The 15,281-nt window shown below is 38.6% G+C and carries 11 protein-coding genes and 2 pseudogenes; 10 read left to right on the top strand and 3 right to left on the bottom strand.

Translation table 11 applies throughout. From position 1 onward, the window contains the following. Window positions 1-41 precede the first annotated feature (41 nt). Entirely contained in the window at window positions 42-1,103 is a 1,062-nt protein-coding gene (locus V6M43_RS03455; RefSeq protein WP_332732643.1) for a hypothetical protein, read from the bottom strand. A gap of 50 nt (window positions 1,104-1,153) precedes the next feature. Between V6M43_RS03455 and V6M43_RS18290 the strand changes: the two are divergent. The 6 genes and pseudogenes from V6M43_RS18290 to V6M43_RS03430 form a co-directional block, all read left to right on the top strand. Next, window positions 1,154-1,357: pseudogene (locus V6M43_RS18290) on the top strand (MvaI/BcnI family restriction endonuclease); the annotation flags it as partial. A gap of 1,867 nt (window positions 1,358-3,224) precedes the next feature. After that, entirely contained in the window at window positions 3,225-3,755 is a 531-nt protein-coding gene (locus V6M43_RS03450) for a hypothetical protein (protein WP_332732642.1), read from the top strand. A 234-nt stretch (window positions 3,756-3,989) separates the two neighbouring features. Next, window positions 3,990-4,247 (top strand): annotated as a pseudogene (locus tag V6M43_RS03445) (transposase); the annotation flags it as partial. A 134-nt stretch (window positions 4,248-4,381) separates the two neighbouring features. Next, complete coding sequence (locus tag V6M43_RS03440; protein WP_332732641.1) at window positions 4,382-6,595, top strand: DNA cytosine methyltransferase; 2,214 nt, start codon at window positions 4,382-4,384, stop codon at window positions 6,593-6,595. Between the two features lie 25 nt (window positions 6,596-6,620). After that, window positions 6,621-7,856 carry an MvaI/BcnI family restriction endonuclease gene (locus V6M43_RS03435; RefSeq protein WP_332732640.1) on the top strand — a complete coding sequence of 412 codons (1,236 nt, stop codon included), beginning with the start codon at window positions 6,621-6,623 and terminating at the stop codon, window positions 7,854-7,856. Window positions 7,857-7,954: 98 nt separating this feature from the next. Next, complete coding sequence (locus V6M43_RS03430; RefSeq protein WP_332732639.1) at window positions 7,955-8,956, top strand: hypothetical protein; 1,002 nt, start codon at window positions 7,955-7,957, stop codon at window positions 8,954-8,956. On the opposite strand, the gene V6M43_RS03425 is transcribed toward V6M43_RS03430, so the two are convergent. Next, entirely contained in the window at window positions 8,923-9,597 is a 675-nt protein-coding gene (locus tag V6M43_RS03425; protein WP_332732638.1) for a hypothetical protein, read from the bottom strand. The two genes, V6M43_RS03430 and V6M43_RS03425, sit on opposite strands and share 34 nt — an antisense overlap. Before the next feature lie 1,820 nt (window positions 9,598-11,417). Here V6M43_RS03425 and V6M43_RS03420 point away from each other — a divergent pair. The 4 genes from V6M43_RS03420 (at window position 11,418) to V6M43_RS03405 (ending at window position 14,292) form a co-directional block, all read left to right on the top strand. Next, window positions 11,418-11,627, top strand: a complete 210-nt coding sequence (locus V6M43_RS03420) for a hypothetical protein (protein ID WP_332732637.1) — start codon at window positions 11,418-11,420, stop codon at window positions 11,625-11,627. 33 nt (window positions 11,628-11,660) lie between these two features. Further along, entirely contained in the window at window positions 11,661-12,080 is a 420-nt protein-coding gene (locus V6M43_RS03415) for a hypothetical protein (RefSeq protein WP_332732636.1), read from the top strand. Between the two features lie 40 nt (window positions 12,081-12,120). Further along, on the top strand, window positions 12,121-12,567 hold the full coding sequence (arr, locus tag V6M43_RS03410; RefSeq protein WP_332732635.1) for an NAD(+)--rifampin ADP-ribosyltransferase: 447 nt from the start codon (window positions 12,121-12,123) through the stop codon (window positions 12,565-12,567). A 330-nt stretch (window positions 12,568-12,897) separates the two neighbouring features. Beyond that, a complete protein-coding gene (locus V6M43_RS03405; protein ID WP_332732634.1) occupies window positions 12,898-14,292 on the top strand; it encodes a vanadium-dependent haloperoxidase in 1,395 nt (464 codons plus the stop codon). A 97-nt stretch (window positions 14,293-14,389) separates the two neighbouring features. Here V6M43_RS03405 and V6M43_RS03400 read toward each other — a convergent pair whose 3' ends face one another. Then, window positions 14,390-15,202: an AraC family transcriptional regulator gene (locus V6M43_RS03400; RefSeq protein ID WP_332732633.1), complete on the bottom strand. Its 813-nt coding sequence runs from the start codon at window positions 15,200-15,202 to the stop codon at window positions 14,390-14,392. Window positions 15,203-15,281 lie beyond the last annotated feature (79 nt).

Below are 15,281 nucleotides of genomic sequence, written 5' to 3'. Positions count from 1 at the left end.
TGATGATTATTTACCTTTTTAAACTAATACATTGATTAATGCTAACTGTTGAACCATTGAATAAAGTCTTGAGGCATGTATTCGGCACCTAACATTTGCCCATTTTCAATAGTCTGAAAACACCTTAATATCTGTTCAGGAACTTCGTTAGTGCTATTAGGGTTTTTGAAATATACCTTGAACGGAAATTCCCCTTGTCTACCATAATCTAATGGATGTCTTGACAAATCGGGCATTGGTTCTTCTATTGTACCCCGTCTGATCGGTAAAAGGTGGCGAGTAAGAATAACACAGTCAACATTCTCGAATTTTAAGATTTGACCTCTTTCATCATGAGCGAAACTTCCTTTAGTGAAAAGTCCTGCAGGTTGACCAACTAATGCAGATATAGGTTCGTAAATAAAGTCATCCCAAACAATAACAAGTAATCCATAAAAATTAGGGTCTGCGGCCTTGAAGGAGGCAAATTTTGCATTAGCACTGATAAGAAAGTCCTTGACCGGGTTGTCTCTTGGAAGCATAGTTTGGTCTTTATCAAGGAGTTTAAGAATGTCAGTACGCGTAGCTACTTGTTGGGGTTTTGTTCCCCGTTCATTATGCTTCTTTACAAATTCAGGCGCTTTTACTTCTACTCCAACCGATAAATCTGCGAGTGAAACAACTATCTCTGGATTTTTAGCGCTGCCCGTCTGTACTGGTTCATAAACATGCCCCTTTAAATTTGCCCAGCCATAGGAAACAGCATGCTGTACAACAAGCATTTCCGCCAGTACCTGAAGTAACTGGTCGTAGTGGGGCGTGTGATTAGCTTTATTACTGAAAGAGACGATTTTATTAATATAGTCTCTACCGGCACCAGTCATTGCACTTTCAATTACAAACAATGCTTCAATCATCGAATCAATGAGCTGTACCCTGCCACCACCTAAAACTTTTCTAACATGGTACTGGAAAAAGTGCCAATTGCAGCTCTGAATGCGTGAAGACAATTCCTGCCATAAATCTTCCCTTGTCATAGAGGTTTTTCCTAAAGGTAAATAGTCCCTGTTATAGCGCCATGGGAATCCCATTTCTGCTATACTGCGTTTGAAAGTGTAAATCAAATGAAAATAATTGAAGCTGCAAACCTTGGTCTTGGGTAGAGGGGAAAGAGTATTTTACATATAAGAAAGTGGAGGATACAGAAAAACAAAGAGTTTCCCAGTTTGATATATTTCTTGAACAAGTCATTATCACGTTAGACCATTTGATTAAAGAAGACCCAAATGGTAAAGTAGTTGAAAATGGACCGTTTAGCAAGATTAAACCTTATGCAATTAGTTTGCTCTTTCCACCTAGCAGTATTTATCACTTGTAAAGGGAAAGAGCTACAAACAACTTATACCATCTACAAGTTAAAATAACTGTACGTGGTACTGAGTGCTGGGATGTTGTTTGTCAGGGTAGTTCTTAAATTGGTAAAACCAGTTGAGAAATTCCGGTTGAAAATTTCTTTAACTGAGAAGGCAACCCCGTTTCTTGTTGGAAAGCCCCAATAATTACCTCCGGACAAGTTAGCGACGCGCTTTACTGCCATTTTAGTCGGATCATACTGGCTCAAGTTATTGGTTGGTACAGTTGCAAAGCAATAAGTGAACCGCCTAAGGTTAGGTAACTGGTGATTGTTTATTCCTACCGTGACTTGGCTCCCTGCCATGAATGTCCTTGTGTTATAAACAAGGTCCCATAGCATTGGTACTTGCGCGGTATCGTTCCAGTTCGTCTTACACTGGATTACAGAGAGGCTAAAATCTGTAAAATGGGTATCAGATAAAGCATCAAATATGTCTAAGCACCTTTGGTCAATAAGTCGCTGTTGATAGTAGGGGTTTTTTTGTTGGCCATTTACTAAAAATGTTGTTGTTGGAGTAAGCGAGTTGGTAAAGTCTTGGTGGTCAGGGAATACAAGTACTACAAGGTCAGACTCAGAATTTGTAACTGTAGTTCCGTAATTTATGCTAAGGGCATCTTGGAATGCTGAAGGAATCATGCTTCTTGATCTAAAGGCAACCACTCTTGTTCCTATCATACACAAATTCAAGTACCAGCACATAAGAGACTCCCAAGCCGTTCCTGCATTTGATAGCCCTGACTGAGTATTGGTTGAATTGCGTGACGCAGATGCTCTAGTTGACAAGAAAACGTTCGAAAGGTTGTCTCCCAAATTTAGAAGAGAGTTCGCAGTTGGTTGGCTGCCTATGCTTTGTTGAATCATGGCTTGCCAACTGGAGTTCCAGCCGCTTGAAAAAGCATTAACTCTAAAAAGCTTGGATACTGCAATTCTCCTTAGGGACTCAATTAAGCTCGACATTTTCCCTGAAAAATATGCAAATTGAATTGATTGGGCAAACTTCTCGCTTCGGTCTTATTGAAGTAAAAACCAATACTGCAAAATCAAGTATCGCCCATTTGAGGTGTAAATTGATGTTTGGTGTTGTATTACTTTGAATGATATATGCTGCAGATGCGGATCATACCTTATATCTGCAAGTGTCTTAGGTTCGAACACGCTTTCCAGTACTCTTGCCATAATTGACGCGGAGTAATGGGGAGGCTGACCATAAATTACTTGTTATACATTGAAATCGCTAGACTACTTACCCCATGCAAGTATTGGTCTAAATAGTCCAACCAAATATGATGGTTAATATGCAATATACCCTACGGGAATTTATTATGGGTGGAGTTGCAATAGAGATATATAATCATAAAAATCAATAACATAAGTTGTGTTTTCATGGTTTGGGACCAGAGGGGCTTAGGTTCAAATCCTATTTTCCCGACAATGCCGCGCCAAAGCTCAGAGAACGAAGGCTGACTTTTTATTCAAAGCTTTTTCTGAATAGCAGGGGGGGCATTTTTATAAGCCTGGCAACTAAAGATTTCAAGTTTATTAGTCTGTAAATTTACACTTAGGTATTGCTTGCTTTCAACACAATTAATAGCCTTTTTCTAATGCGATTTGTTTTTGGCGAAATGACAAAATATGAATCGTTACCAGAATTATTGGATTTGGATGAAACAAGTATTACATTTATGACTATACGTAATATGAATTGTGCCCAGTGAATTCATAGTTGATTAATCCCCTAATTTTGAAGCAATGTTTGGATTTATGAATTATAAATGTTGCCTAATGTCAAGTTCATTTTCAATAGCATTTGATTTTGTTAAATAAGAAAGTGATGGAGATAAATCTTGTCCTGCAAAATATTGACACTGCTATTGCAGAACTTTTAATAAATCAGAACGATATTCTTTTGAGAGGGCTAAATGAGCTAAATCTCAATGGACATCTTACAAGGTATCTGACGCCATTATTTGCCGAATATATTGTCGATCCTGAGTACAACGGAGACAAGCTGAAAGAACATGATCGAAAAGCACTTGATATAGCTAGGGCTCGAATGAAGGAAATTGGAATTAAGCCAAATAAAATCAATAATTACAAGCTTACTCCTGACATTATAGTACATATTCGGAATACAAATGAAGATAATTTGGTTGTACTAGAAGTCAAGAAAGACTCTAACTCAAAAAAAAGTAAAGAATTTGATTTATTGAAACTAGAACACCTTACAATTAATTACGAGGGAAACCATTATAATTATAAATTGGGAATTGCCGTGATATTTGGAACTAAAGATGAAGCTGGGAATTATGAAATAAAGTATTTTCAAAACGGAATATTGACACAGCGTGAAAATCTAAAATGAATAATGCAACAAATTTGGTGTTGCCTAAATGAGGCGATCAATGATATAGATTATGAATCAATACATGCTCAAATTCTGTCTTCGAGATACTGTGCTAAAGAATAAAAATTTTATTGACCGTTAACACAGTTTTTTGCTAGACAAACAACATATAAATTATCATCGCTTTCAGAATTAGGCTCTTGAACAGTTAGATGCAGGCAAATCGCTTGTTAAATTCTTGGGCCTTAGAGTCATGCGATCAGCTTCCTCGATATTGCGACGCACATTATGGAATTGTACGATACGGAGATCTCCGCCAAAACACTATCAACGATTACTGACACGATTATTCCGCTGGGAAAAGAATGGCATAATCGCTTCCGCGAAGCATCGTACAGCATGGTTTTTTCTGAATGCTATGGACTATAAAGTAAAAGAGGAAGGTAAGATTGTACCCGTTGTGTTTATAATATGTTTGGCATTACAGTGGAAGGACGAAAAGCCTTACTGTTTTTCTTGGTTTACCTCTTCTAATTTAATGACAAGCGGCATTATCGACTTGTTCACTTTGTGTTAATAAATATATTGGGAAACCTTGCTAAAAAAATTCGTTTTTGAAAGGTTGTCCGTAAATTTGTCCGTAAATGCCGACAGTAAATTTCTATTTAGATAAAAAGGATAAAAAAGGGTTTTGCCCAATATACTTGAGAGTAATGATCTCTGGGAAACCTTTTAAAGCCACCACGGGTGAAAAGGTTAATTGTCTCGAATGGGATAAGGATGCGCAACAAGTTAAAAAAAATACTCAGAATTCTTCTTCAATAAATAACTACTTGGCCTTTTTAAAAGAAGAGGTTAAAAAGTACCTTAGTAGTCCAAGCAAGAAAAGCTTCTCTGAACTAGAATTAAAATCAATGGTGGTATCACTAACTACCGCATATCGTGAGAAGCAAGAAGTTCAATTAATAAAGGGGGACGGCCATAATCCTAATTATAAAGAATATACTTTCATAGATCTATTTGCTGGTGCAGGTGGCTTTAGCGAAGGATTCTTGCAAGCAGAATTTAGAAATAAGGTATTCAACTTCCTTGTTGGAAGTGACATTAACGAGAATTGTGAGCTTACCCATAGAGTTAGGTACAATTACCAACTACAGTTGGACGCTGAGTTCATAACGCAAGACATTAGTGAGCCAGATTTTCTTGATAACTTACATAAAAAAATTGCTAATAAGCAAGTAGACGTAGTTTGTGGCGGACCTCCTTGCCAAAGTTTTAGCCTTGCGGGTAAGCGTAAGAAGTTTGACAAAAAGGATGACTTATTTGCTCATTACTTGAAAGTGATTAGGCAGCTTCGTCCTAAATACTTCGTAATGGAGAATGTCAAAGGCATTCTTACTAAAGAGGGTGGAAAGATTAAGGATATGATTTTAAAGGAGATCCGGTCGATCGTGGACTTGAACCAGTTTCCTAGTTTAATTGAATTTGTTAATCAACTAAAAAAAGAAGTAAAAGCTAAATCTTTTATTCTTGATTGTTACCTTTTAAGATTGCAGTTTGAAAATGCAATTGACTCAGAGTTAGCTGCACTAAAAGAACATTATATTGATTTGATTGAGACAAAATTTAAGGCGTTATCACGGCAGTTTATTGATTATAAGACTAGCAAGACTGGGGCAGATATATTAACTATACGTCACGGATTTAATTTATTAAAGAGGGACAAAGAATTTGAATATATAAGGAAGAAAGTAATACAAGAAAAGGCCCATAGTGATCTAGATGGTGATTTTCTAGTAGAGGATTTCGACAACTTCTTGGTTGCTATCAACTCGGAATCTATCGTAGAGAAAATAAAGACCTCATTCCACCGACTCAACCCACCAATTGAATTTAAGGCAAGGGTAAAAGAGATTGTTGATGCTCTAAATATTTACATAAATACATTCGATGATAGCATTGAAGGACTAAAAGTTATTTCTAGAGAAGCTGAACTTGAGCAGAAGTTTGTTGGTATCCTCAAGAATTTAAGACTTTACCAGATAGGTGAACCATACGTAGCTAAAGCTGTAGATTATGGTGTTCCACAAAATAGGGAGCGCGTCTTATTTATTGGCTGTAGAAGGGACCAAAAATTAATTACTGAAATACCTGCTACTGCTGCAGGAAAGGAAAAAGTAACAGTGTTCGAAGCACTGCATGATTTAGATTTTGTAGGGAATGATGATGAAGCTAACTACTATGAAAAAGTAGATATTCGGTCACAGTTTAATGGAGCCTCTAAAAAGATGCAATCCCTAATTAGAAAGCGAGAATTGGGAGGGGAAGTTGGTGAAGGTTTAACTTTTGCAGAATGGTCTAGAAGGGGCAGGTTAGGTAATAGGTTTATTGTTCGGCCGCCGGTATACGTGCGGAACTTTAAAGAATATGAAAATATTGCTTCTGTTATCCCTAGGCCTTTACAAAACCACAAGACAAGTAAGCAGAATAAAGACGTACTTCAAAGGCTGAACATCATTCATGGGGAGGGCGCTTACGAGGGAGCCAAGGTCAGACTTAAGGAATGTGGCCTTGATTCCGATAAGCGCCATTATAACCTTTTAAACCCCGAAGGTCAAAGTCCGACAGTACTTACAATGCCAGATGACTATATCCATTACCGTCAACCAAGGGCTCTCACTGTACGGGAAATGGCGAGACTTCAATCATTCGATGATTCTTTCGTTTTTCAAGGCAAGAGAACAACTGGAGGAGATAGGCGTAAAAGCGAGGTACCGCAGTATACATTAGTTGGCAACGCTGTTCCACCTTTGATGGCAAGGGCAATTGCTTTGGAAATTTTGAAAAACATCGACTAAGGATTATTTTGGCCTCAAAAAATAGATGAGGGAGCTCACAAGCTCGGAGATCGACAAGATAAAAATCCTTACCGAAAACTCCGTTGAACTAACACTTATAGAACCTACTGCAACCGGCCTAGAGAAATCCATCATGGATGCTACTGGGCCGGTTCGCAATTACCTCCGGAATAAGCATTTACATGATTATGAGCTACAAGGCCAGGGACCTGAGGAGAAAGTTTTGATTGATTCCTTTTTTGTCAAAGAGGACCAATTACTTCCTTCAGTAGCTTCCCTTTACAGGCCACAAACCAAAAAAGGGGACCCGAGGATTTGGTTTAAAGGCCTTGGTGCTTATGCCAAATCAGGAGACATTATCGGGATAATTGCGTTTGAGAAAAAGCTTTACCTCGTAAATGTTACCAATTTAGATATTAAAGGATTAATAAATGATGTTCCTTCTTCTATTATATGTAAGCCAGGAGAACTTCCTTTCAGTCCAAAAAAACATTTAACGAATAGCCATCTCCTGGAGATTGTGCAAGAAATTAAGCGTTCTTCAAACAAGGTGGCAGAAGAGCTTTTAGCATTGTTAAAGAAAATAGCGGCTAGTGGCCCTATGCCTGCCATGCTTAACGCAGACACCGCAATTGGCAGGACATTAGAAACCCTGCTTGGGATAAGTATTAACTCCTCTAAACAGCCTGACTATCAAGGTATAGAGCTTAAATCCTTTAGGGAAAGTCGGGACAATAGGAAAAACCTTTTTGCTCAAGTTCCAGACTGGTCTATAAGCAAGTTCAAGAGTTCTGCCGAAATACTGAGGCACTTTGGTTACGAGCGTGGCAATGATTACAAGTTATATTGCACTGTTTCTACCTTGAGTCGGAATTCGCAAGGGCTGAAGCTCAAAGTTGATACTTTCGCGAATAAGCTATTTGAAAATTCACAAGATTCTTCAATAGGAGATTTTGTAGTATGGCAACTCGAAACACTTCACAAAAGACTGTTGGAAAAACACAGTGAAACATTCTGGATAGCAGCTGAATCCACTAGAATCGATGGCCAAGAATATTTTACATACAAGAAGGTAGAGCATACAAAGAAACCAATAGTTTCCCAATTTGATATACTACTTGAGCAAGGCATTATTACACTTGATCATCTAATTAAAATGACTCCAAATGGTAAAGTAGTTGAAAAAGGGCCGTTGTTTAAGATAAAACCTAATGCAATAGGCTTACTTTTCCCCCCTAGTAAGATTTATGATTTACGTTAATAGAAATGCTGTAGCAGTGAAATGAACTTTTACCTTTTCAGTTCTTCAATTTGATATGTATATTGTCATCTTTTGTTTCGCTTAATAGGAATAAGATTATGCCAACTGACCGTAACCAAGCATTGGACTTTTTGGAGAGCCAATGGTCACCTAGAAATCTAAATAAAATAAAAGGTGTTGCTGCTGAAATTAGGTTTGAAAGACATTTGAGAAGCCCACATTTAGTTAACCAATTTCAGTATATAGTTCCTGGCGGATGGATTTTTACGCCGACTACTAATGCTTTTGCCAATCCTGTAACAGCCGGTCGCGTTGCTGTTTTAACCGTTCCGACCTCATTTAGTTGGACTATTGGATTAAATGCACCGCCAATACATGCTTTATCTTTAGCCCAAGCATATTTCAATCAAGTCGGCATTCCTACTTATTTTTCAAAGTTTGATACCGGAGGAAATACATTAATTGAATCTTCCTTTAATATTCCCTGTTCTCCAAACTACCCAGTTCCGTATTTACTTGACTTTTTTCAAATAATCGGTTCAGGTTTGACCAGTATTTCTTTAAATAATGGAATGTCTGCGTTTAAGCCCAAGACCACAAGAAGCGGAAACTTTGGATATACAGTCCGGAGAATATATCGGCACAACCCGATATGGAAGGATACTGCGGTTATAACTTCTCTCTTTTGGAAAGAATATACGCGTTATTTTATAAAAACGAAGTTTTCAGGTGGTGCCGCTGACCTGGATTTCTTTATTGTTGGTAACTCTGGCCGGGCGTTTCCCGTGGAATTTAAAAGTAAAAGTGTTGTTATCGATAGCAATTATGGGGATTGGTTTGGAATTGATTTTGCCCCGTTTGCTAAGCTCTCTTTTTTTGTTTCACTTTCCTTAAATATGGAAGCTATTTATTTTGTGGAGGAAGTTGATATTTTGGGCTTGCCAATAGCCTACTGGGGAATAAAATTTACCGAATTATTAAAATGCTGCGATTGGGTTAATGGAGCGGGTGGAGAAAATATGTCAGGGGGTGCCTCAAGCACAGTTAAAATACCAAAAGTTAAGTTTCAATCTTTGCCTTCTTTGCTGAGTTCTTTATAGTAAAGACAAATTGAATTAATCGGGCATACTAGACACTTCGGAATTCTTGCAGTACAAATCAATGCCGCAAAATCAAGTATAGCCCAGTTGAGGTGTAGTGATAATGGGTGCTGTATTACTTTAAGCGATAGCTGCTGTAGATGCGGGTCATACCTTATGTCAGCTAGTTTCCTTGGTTCGAATACTCTTTCGATTACCCTTGCCATATTTACGTCGAGTAATGGGGTGGGTTGGCCAAAAATTATTTGCTCTACAGCATTTGCAATGTATTGTCCCATGAAAGAGATTGCTTCTAATTCACTTCTATTTTTTGGTAAGATGCCTTTTCGGCTTACCATTTCATTTGCAAGTTTTTGCAACCTAGCGGCCCTTTGCCGGTAGAGGCCAATTGGTCTCAACGATTCTTCAATATCTTCTAACCTAGCAGACGCTAGGGAGTACCAAGATGGAAATGTTGAAATAAACGATGGGTAGAACTTTGAAATTGTTTCTGCTCGGGTTCTTTGCAGCAAAACTTCTGCAATAATATATTGGTAGTCTGATAATCCTTTTTCACGCCATAAAAAGCTTCTACCATATTGGCTAAACCATTTTAGGAGTTCAAATTGAAGAATTGCAACTTTTTCGTCTTCTGTCTTCATTCTGCCAAAAATCGTATAAAAATCATCCTTTAAATACGGTTACTTGGTAGTAATTTGAAGCTGCCAACTAGCTAGGCCTGCCTCAAATGGCTTAACTAGGCTTTTATTCTGTGATATATAATAAACAATATAATCTCAAGGAATTTATTCTGCGTGCAGAGATCTTAAATAGTTAAAGTAATAAAAATCAATTACTTCTGTGGTGCTTTCCTGGTTTGTGACTAGGAGTCTCAGGTATAAATTCTGTATTCCCGACATCGCCGGCCAAAGCTCTTAAAGTGCGACGGCGGGATTTTTCTTAACGCAAATCTCCTTATCAAAAATCCCCTAATCTTCAGCGCTCCCATAAGAACCACTATGTGAATTAACGAATTCTCTTTTAATTTTAAATTCAATCAAACTTGGTTGACCAAATTCAGCAAACCGCTAACATGGGGTTTCCGCAATAAGTCTTTTCGATCCAAAGGGTTAATGTATTACCTGCCAGATTGTATTGGAAACAAACTATTATTAAATTTATGCATATGCGCAATATGGAATATGAAGCTTCTTGATTCAAATCAAATAGGTAATATAAAAAGTGTGCATTTCGCAAATTGCTTACTGCAACCTTAGTAGAATCCAACAATTGCAAACAAATTAATTTATAAATCACTCTAACTATAACAATCAAAGTCCAAAACTTCATTGAAAAAATATTGTTGTTTTTAAAAAGGTAGTAAAATATATGAAGTTGAAGTAAAAGATATTCTTGATCATGAAGCCAATTAATTGGTCAAACTGCTTAAGATGGTAATAGACCAACGTCCCTCTAACTACAACTTAGAAACACAGAACTAGTTTAACCCAAATAAATACTATTCCCTAAAATAAAGGTTTAAAGGGGCCTTCAGTCTTAAAGAGAAATTAGTCAGAAAAAATGAAGGATTTAGAATCACTTAAATTGAAAAATTAATGAGCCCAACTAAGTTCAAGGTAAAAAGCCAATTGTTCTTTGAAGTTTAGCTGGATAAAATTGATTTTGAAGCACGGCCTTATAAGATGAAAAATGAGCTTTTTATTTATACAATAGAGATCATCTTTCGATTTGGCTTTGGTATTGAATTACAAATTAAAAGTAAAATCGATGAAGTATGGGGAGATATGGATCATTCTAAACTCACCACCAAGAGAATTGAGGGTAATCAACCTATCTAAAATTATTAAATGATTAATTATATCCACTTATGAAGAAAAAAATTGAGGAATTACTACTGTCCAATTGTTATATTTTTTCATTTTTATAGCGACTAAAATATACAGTTAATGTCAGGAATATTTAATTTGTTATCATTTCAGGATCAGCTTGATTACCTATTTGAACATGGCGAACATCTGGTTAGAATAGATGAATTTTCAGATCTGTATATAATGGAAGAAAGGTTGGTTATCGCTTACCGTAGACCGGATAGAGAAATTTATAGATTTTATATTTTCTATTCCATAATCGGTGAATCATAGATCAATTACTGTGAATAATCTATTAGACAGCAAGCTATAGAACTCATTAATCTATACCGATTGTGATGAAAAATACCCAACACCGGGAAAATTCCCCGTGCTATTACGTGAAAATCACCTTTCTGTTTTGGCTGGTTATTTCCCATTTTTAAACAACGTTAAAAAGCAAATAATTTTTTGCCGCGCAAGTAACGTTCTCCTGTATTCCTTCCCCTTTGAACCATATGAATAGAGCACTTTATTCTTTGAAGGACTACTGTCCAGTCAAAGTCATCATTTTATAAGTTAGACTCCTGACAACACTTATACTGAAACTTTCCGTGCAAGCTGCTGAAGCATATCAAAAAGCCACTAAAGACCTGAAGCGATCCTTCCAGATTTCGGTTGAATTGGAATCTCATCAACTCATTGATTCTAATGACGATACCGTAAAAGAATTAGGGCATCACACCGAAAGGATCACCATTACTGAACATAGTTCCCAGAAACTCGAGCTCGAGGATGTTCAGGGGCAGCTAAACATTATGTAGCTGAAAAGTGAAGATACTGCCGCCAGTTCAAAATTGCTGGATGCTGCAGCGGTGGTGGAAAATGAGATAACAATTGCAGAGATGGAAGAGCTAACTGCCAGTGAACCTGAGGTTACAAACCCTTCCACTTTGCAAATGGAATGTCGTGCGCAATTATTACCTATTGGTACTGTGAAGCCGAATTTCGCAGGGGCCGGACTAGCTATATCCGTTATCAATTCAGAAGAAGATTTGTACTTCGAGTTTTTGAAAAATTTTGCAGATGCCAATTCTGCTCCTGCTACCAATCGCTTACAATGGATTTATGACAACCATCCAATGGAGTTGGTTAATGCATGGGGGCATGCTACAAAGAGTTGGCATAAGCATTCGGCACGTGCAAGGGGAAAGGATGGAAAGCTTTTCAAATTCACGCATTCCGGTGGAACAGTGACTGCAGTTCATATACCTTGATGTGATTTATGAATATGCGGAATAAAATATAAATTCAAGAATGGACGACCAGAAAAAACATCAAAACATAAACGGACCAGGAGCAACGCCTTTTGCACAAACTTATTTTCATGGGACAAAAGCAGACCTGAAAATTGGGGACCTGATTGAAGTAGGTTACAACTCTAACTATGGACAACAGAACAATGCTAAATACATCTTTTTAACTGCAACGTTGGACGCTGCAATATGGGGGGCTGAACTTGCTTTTGGTGAGGGCCGGGAGAGAATTTATTTAGTGGAGCCAACAGGCGCAGTAGAAAATGACCCGGATTTAACTGACAAAAGGTTTCCTGGAAATCCGACTCAATCGTTTCGTTCAGTTGAACCATTTAAAGTAATTGGGGAGGTTACTGTTTGGCAATCACACCCAGCCGAACAAGTCAAGACAATGAAAGAACACCTTGCAAAATTAAAAGAGCAAGGCATTGATTCATTGAACGATTGAACAAATTCGATAAAAAGCTATTGCAATTGGTGTATTTAATGTCTACCTTTATTAGGTAGCTCTTTTTGTGTCCCGCACTCCTCTGATTATTAATCATTTTCGTACCGCGAATTTATTTTGCCAGGTGGTTTTGAGAACCACCGGCAGGGTCAAGCCTTATGAAACGTTCCCACCCCTAAGGCGATCCAGTCCCTTTTCACTTTATTATTTAATCCCCGTTGATTATTCAATGTCCTGATGTGATCCACTCAGAAAGGCCGAATTATTTTCTTTCCTGTTCTCCGCCTGGAGATAGTCATAGGTTTTCTCATTATTTAAATTTTATCTATTATGAAATCACTATTCAAACACAGTTTAAACGTTAAGCTGCTCTGTGCATTATTGCTCTTTGTTAGTATGTACGGCTGTCAGAAGTCGGATCAGCTTTTAGAGCCACCAGCCACGGATGCAGCATCCTTATCCAAACCACCACATCCTCTCAAGCAGAGTGATGAAAGCGCCGAGATAGTGTACCAATGGTACAGATTCATGTCGGTTCTTCAGCGCAATGTTTCCCCTCAGCCGGCACCTTTCGTTGCTGGCAGGGCTTATGCGTACATTGGCGTGGGCTTGTATGAATCAGTACAGCCTGGCATTGATGGAGGATCCAGTTTCGGACCCAAGCTTTTGGAGATGCCGGCTATGCCTAAGCCTGATCAGTCGAAAGAGTATATGTGGCGTGCATCAGCCAATGCGGCGCTGTCAAGCCTGTTTAAATTGTTTTTAGCCAACCTTTCTCCAGCCGATAAAGCAAGTATTGACGCGAATGAATTGGCCGTGTACAACCAATTGAGTTTGACAAGTTCAGAAGAGGTGATGAAACGCTCGGAAGAATTTGGCCGCGCCATTGCATCAGCCATTTACGATTGGTCAACAACGGATAATTTCAGTATCACGAGTGGCACTTATGTGCCACTGAATGAGCCCTGGGCCTGGGCGCCAACGCCTCCTGCTAATGCACCAGCGGCCGGAGATAATTTGCAATATTCAAGGCCGTTTCTTAAGTACAGCCAAACTTCCGTTGCTCCTCTTATGCCGGTGGCATATTCCGAAGATCCGACATCTGCATTTTTCCTGGAGGCAAAAGAAGCGCATGACCTTGGAGGTACAACAACTGCCACTGCTGAAAATAAGGCAACAGCCAGTTGGTGGGCTGATGCAGGTGGGGTAGGCGTAGGCCTTCCGTCACCGTATCACTTTCTTTCTATCATAACCGGCGTATTGGAGAGCCAGCAGGCAGGCTTGTGGAAGGCGGCTGAAGTGTATGCCAAAACAGGCATCGCCATGAAAGATGGACCAATCAATACGTTCCGGTCAAAATTCCACTATAACCTGCTTCGCCCCATTACCTATATACGCAGGCATATGGACGCCAGCTGGTTGTCGCATTTACCCAATCCGCCTTACCCAGAGTATCCCTCAGGACTGGTAGGCTTCTATGGGCCCATCATCCAGGTGTTGATCAATGAGTTTGGCGATATACCGGTAACGGACAATACCTATTCCTGGAGGGGTGATGCGCCACGCCAATTCAGTTCACTTAGCCAATTGAGGCTCGAAGCCGCCCTGTCAAGGGTATATGCGGGCATACATTACCGGTTTACCCAGATGGCCTCTATTGATATTGGCGTAGCCCTGGGCAATGAAATTCATAAGGTGCGGGTAGTAGGACCAGAATATAAATAACTAAATGGTTGGGGTTGTGATAATCCCCGCTAAGAAAGGGTGTTTGCTTGGGCCATGGAACTGCTTTTATGGCTAAAGTAAACACCCTTTTATTTTTTTACGCCAATCGGTTCCTGAATTCACTTGGCGTTACACCCAACAATTTCTTTACGTAACGAGTGAAAAAGGAACGGCTGGAAAACTCCATTTGATTGGCGATTTCAGCAATGGTTAGATTTTTCTTTTTCAACAGCAGTATAATTCTCTCTTTGGCGTACCGCTGTATCCATTCCGATGCCGTAACATCCGTATTTTGTTTACAAACGTAATTCAGATGCTTTGCTGTAATATGTAGCTGATTAGCGTAAAACTGCACTTCGCGTTCTTGCATACAATGTTCATGTACCAATTGCATAAATTGCTCGTACAGCGTTCCACTTTCTACAGTACGTTTCCGGCGTTCATATTCAGCCGCAAAGATATGCCACATGTCAAAAAGGAACAGTTGCATCTGTAATTGCAGTGTTTCATTGTAAAACCGATGTCCGGATTCCAGAAATCTTTTATTCAAAAGTGAAAAGTTCGAAACGACTTTTACTTTGTCATTTTTATCGTATAGGTGCAAAATAGGATTTGCTCTGGAATGTAATATGACATCAATACTCCAGATCTGGTCAGGAATATTATTGTCCAGAAAATCTCTTTCCACAAATAAAACATGCGCTTTAAAATTTGTTGAAAAAGACAGATCTGTCAATTGGCTACCGGCAAACCAAAATACAAATTCACCTGCTTTGGCGGAATACGATTTATTATTAAAAACAAAGTTGATACGCCCCCTGGTACAGAATATGTGGGTATGAAAATGCTGCAAATAGTTTTTTGGAAACTTCACATTCCCGGATGATTCAAGCAAGATGACCTTCTCCATACGTAATATTTGAAACTATATGCGTAATAAGTGTACCATTTAACTTATAAAGGTAGGGTACCTTTATAATGTAAAACCT

The sequence above is a fragment of the Flavihumibacter sp. genome (genome assembly GCF_036676075.1).
Classification (GTDB): domain Bacteria; phylum Bacteroidota; class Bacteroidia; order Chitinophagales; family Chitinophagaceae; genus Flavihumibacter.
This window is presented reverse-complemented; position numbering and strand designations above follow the sequence as displayed.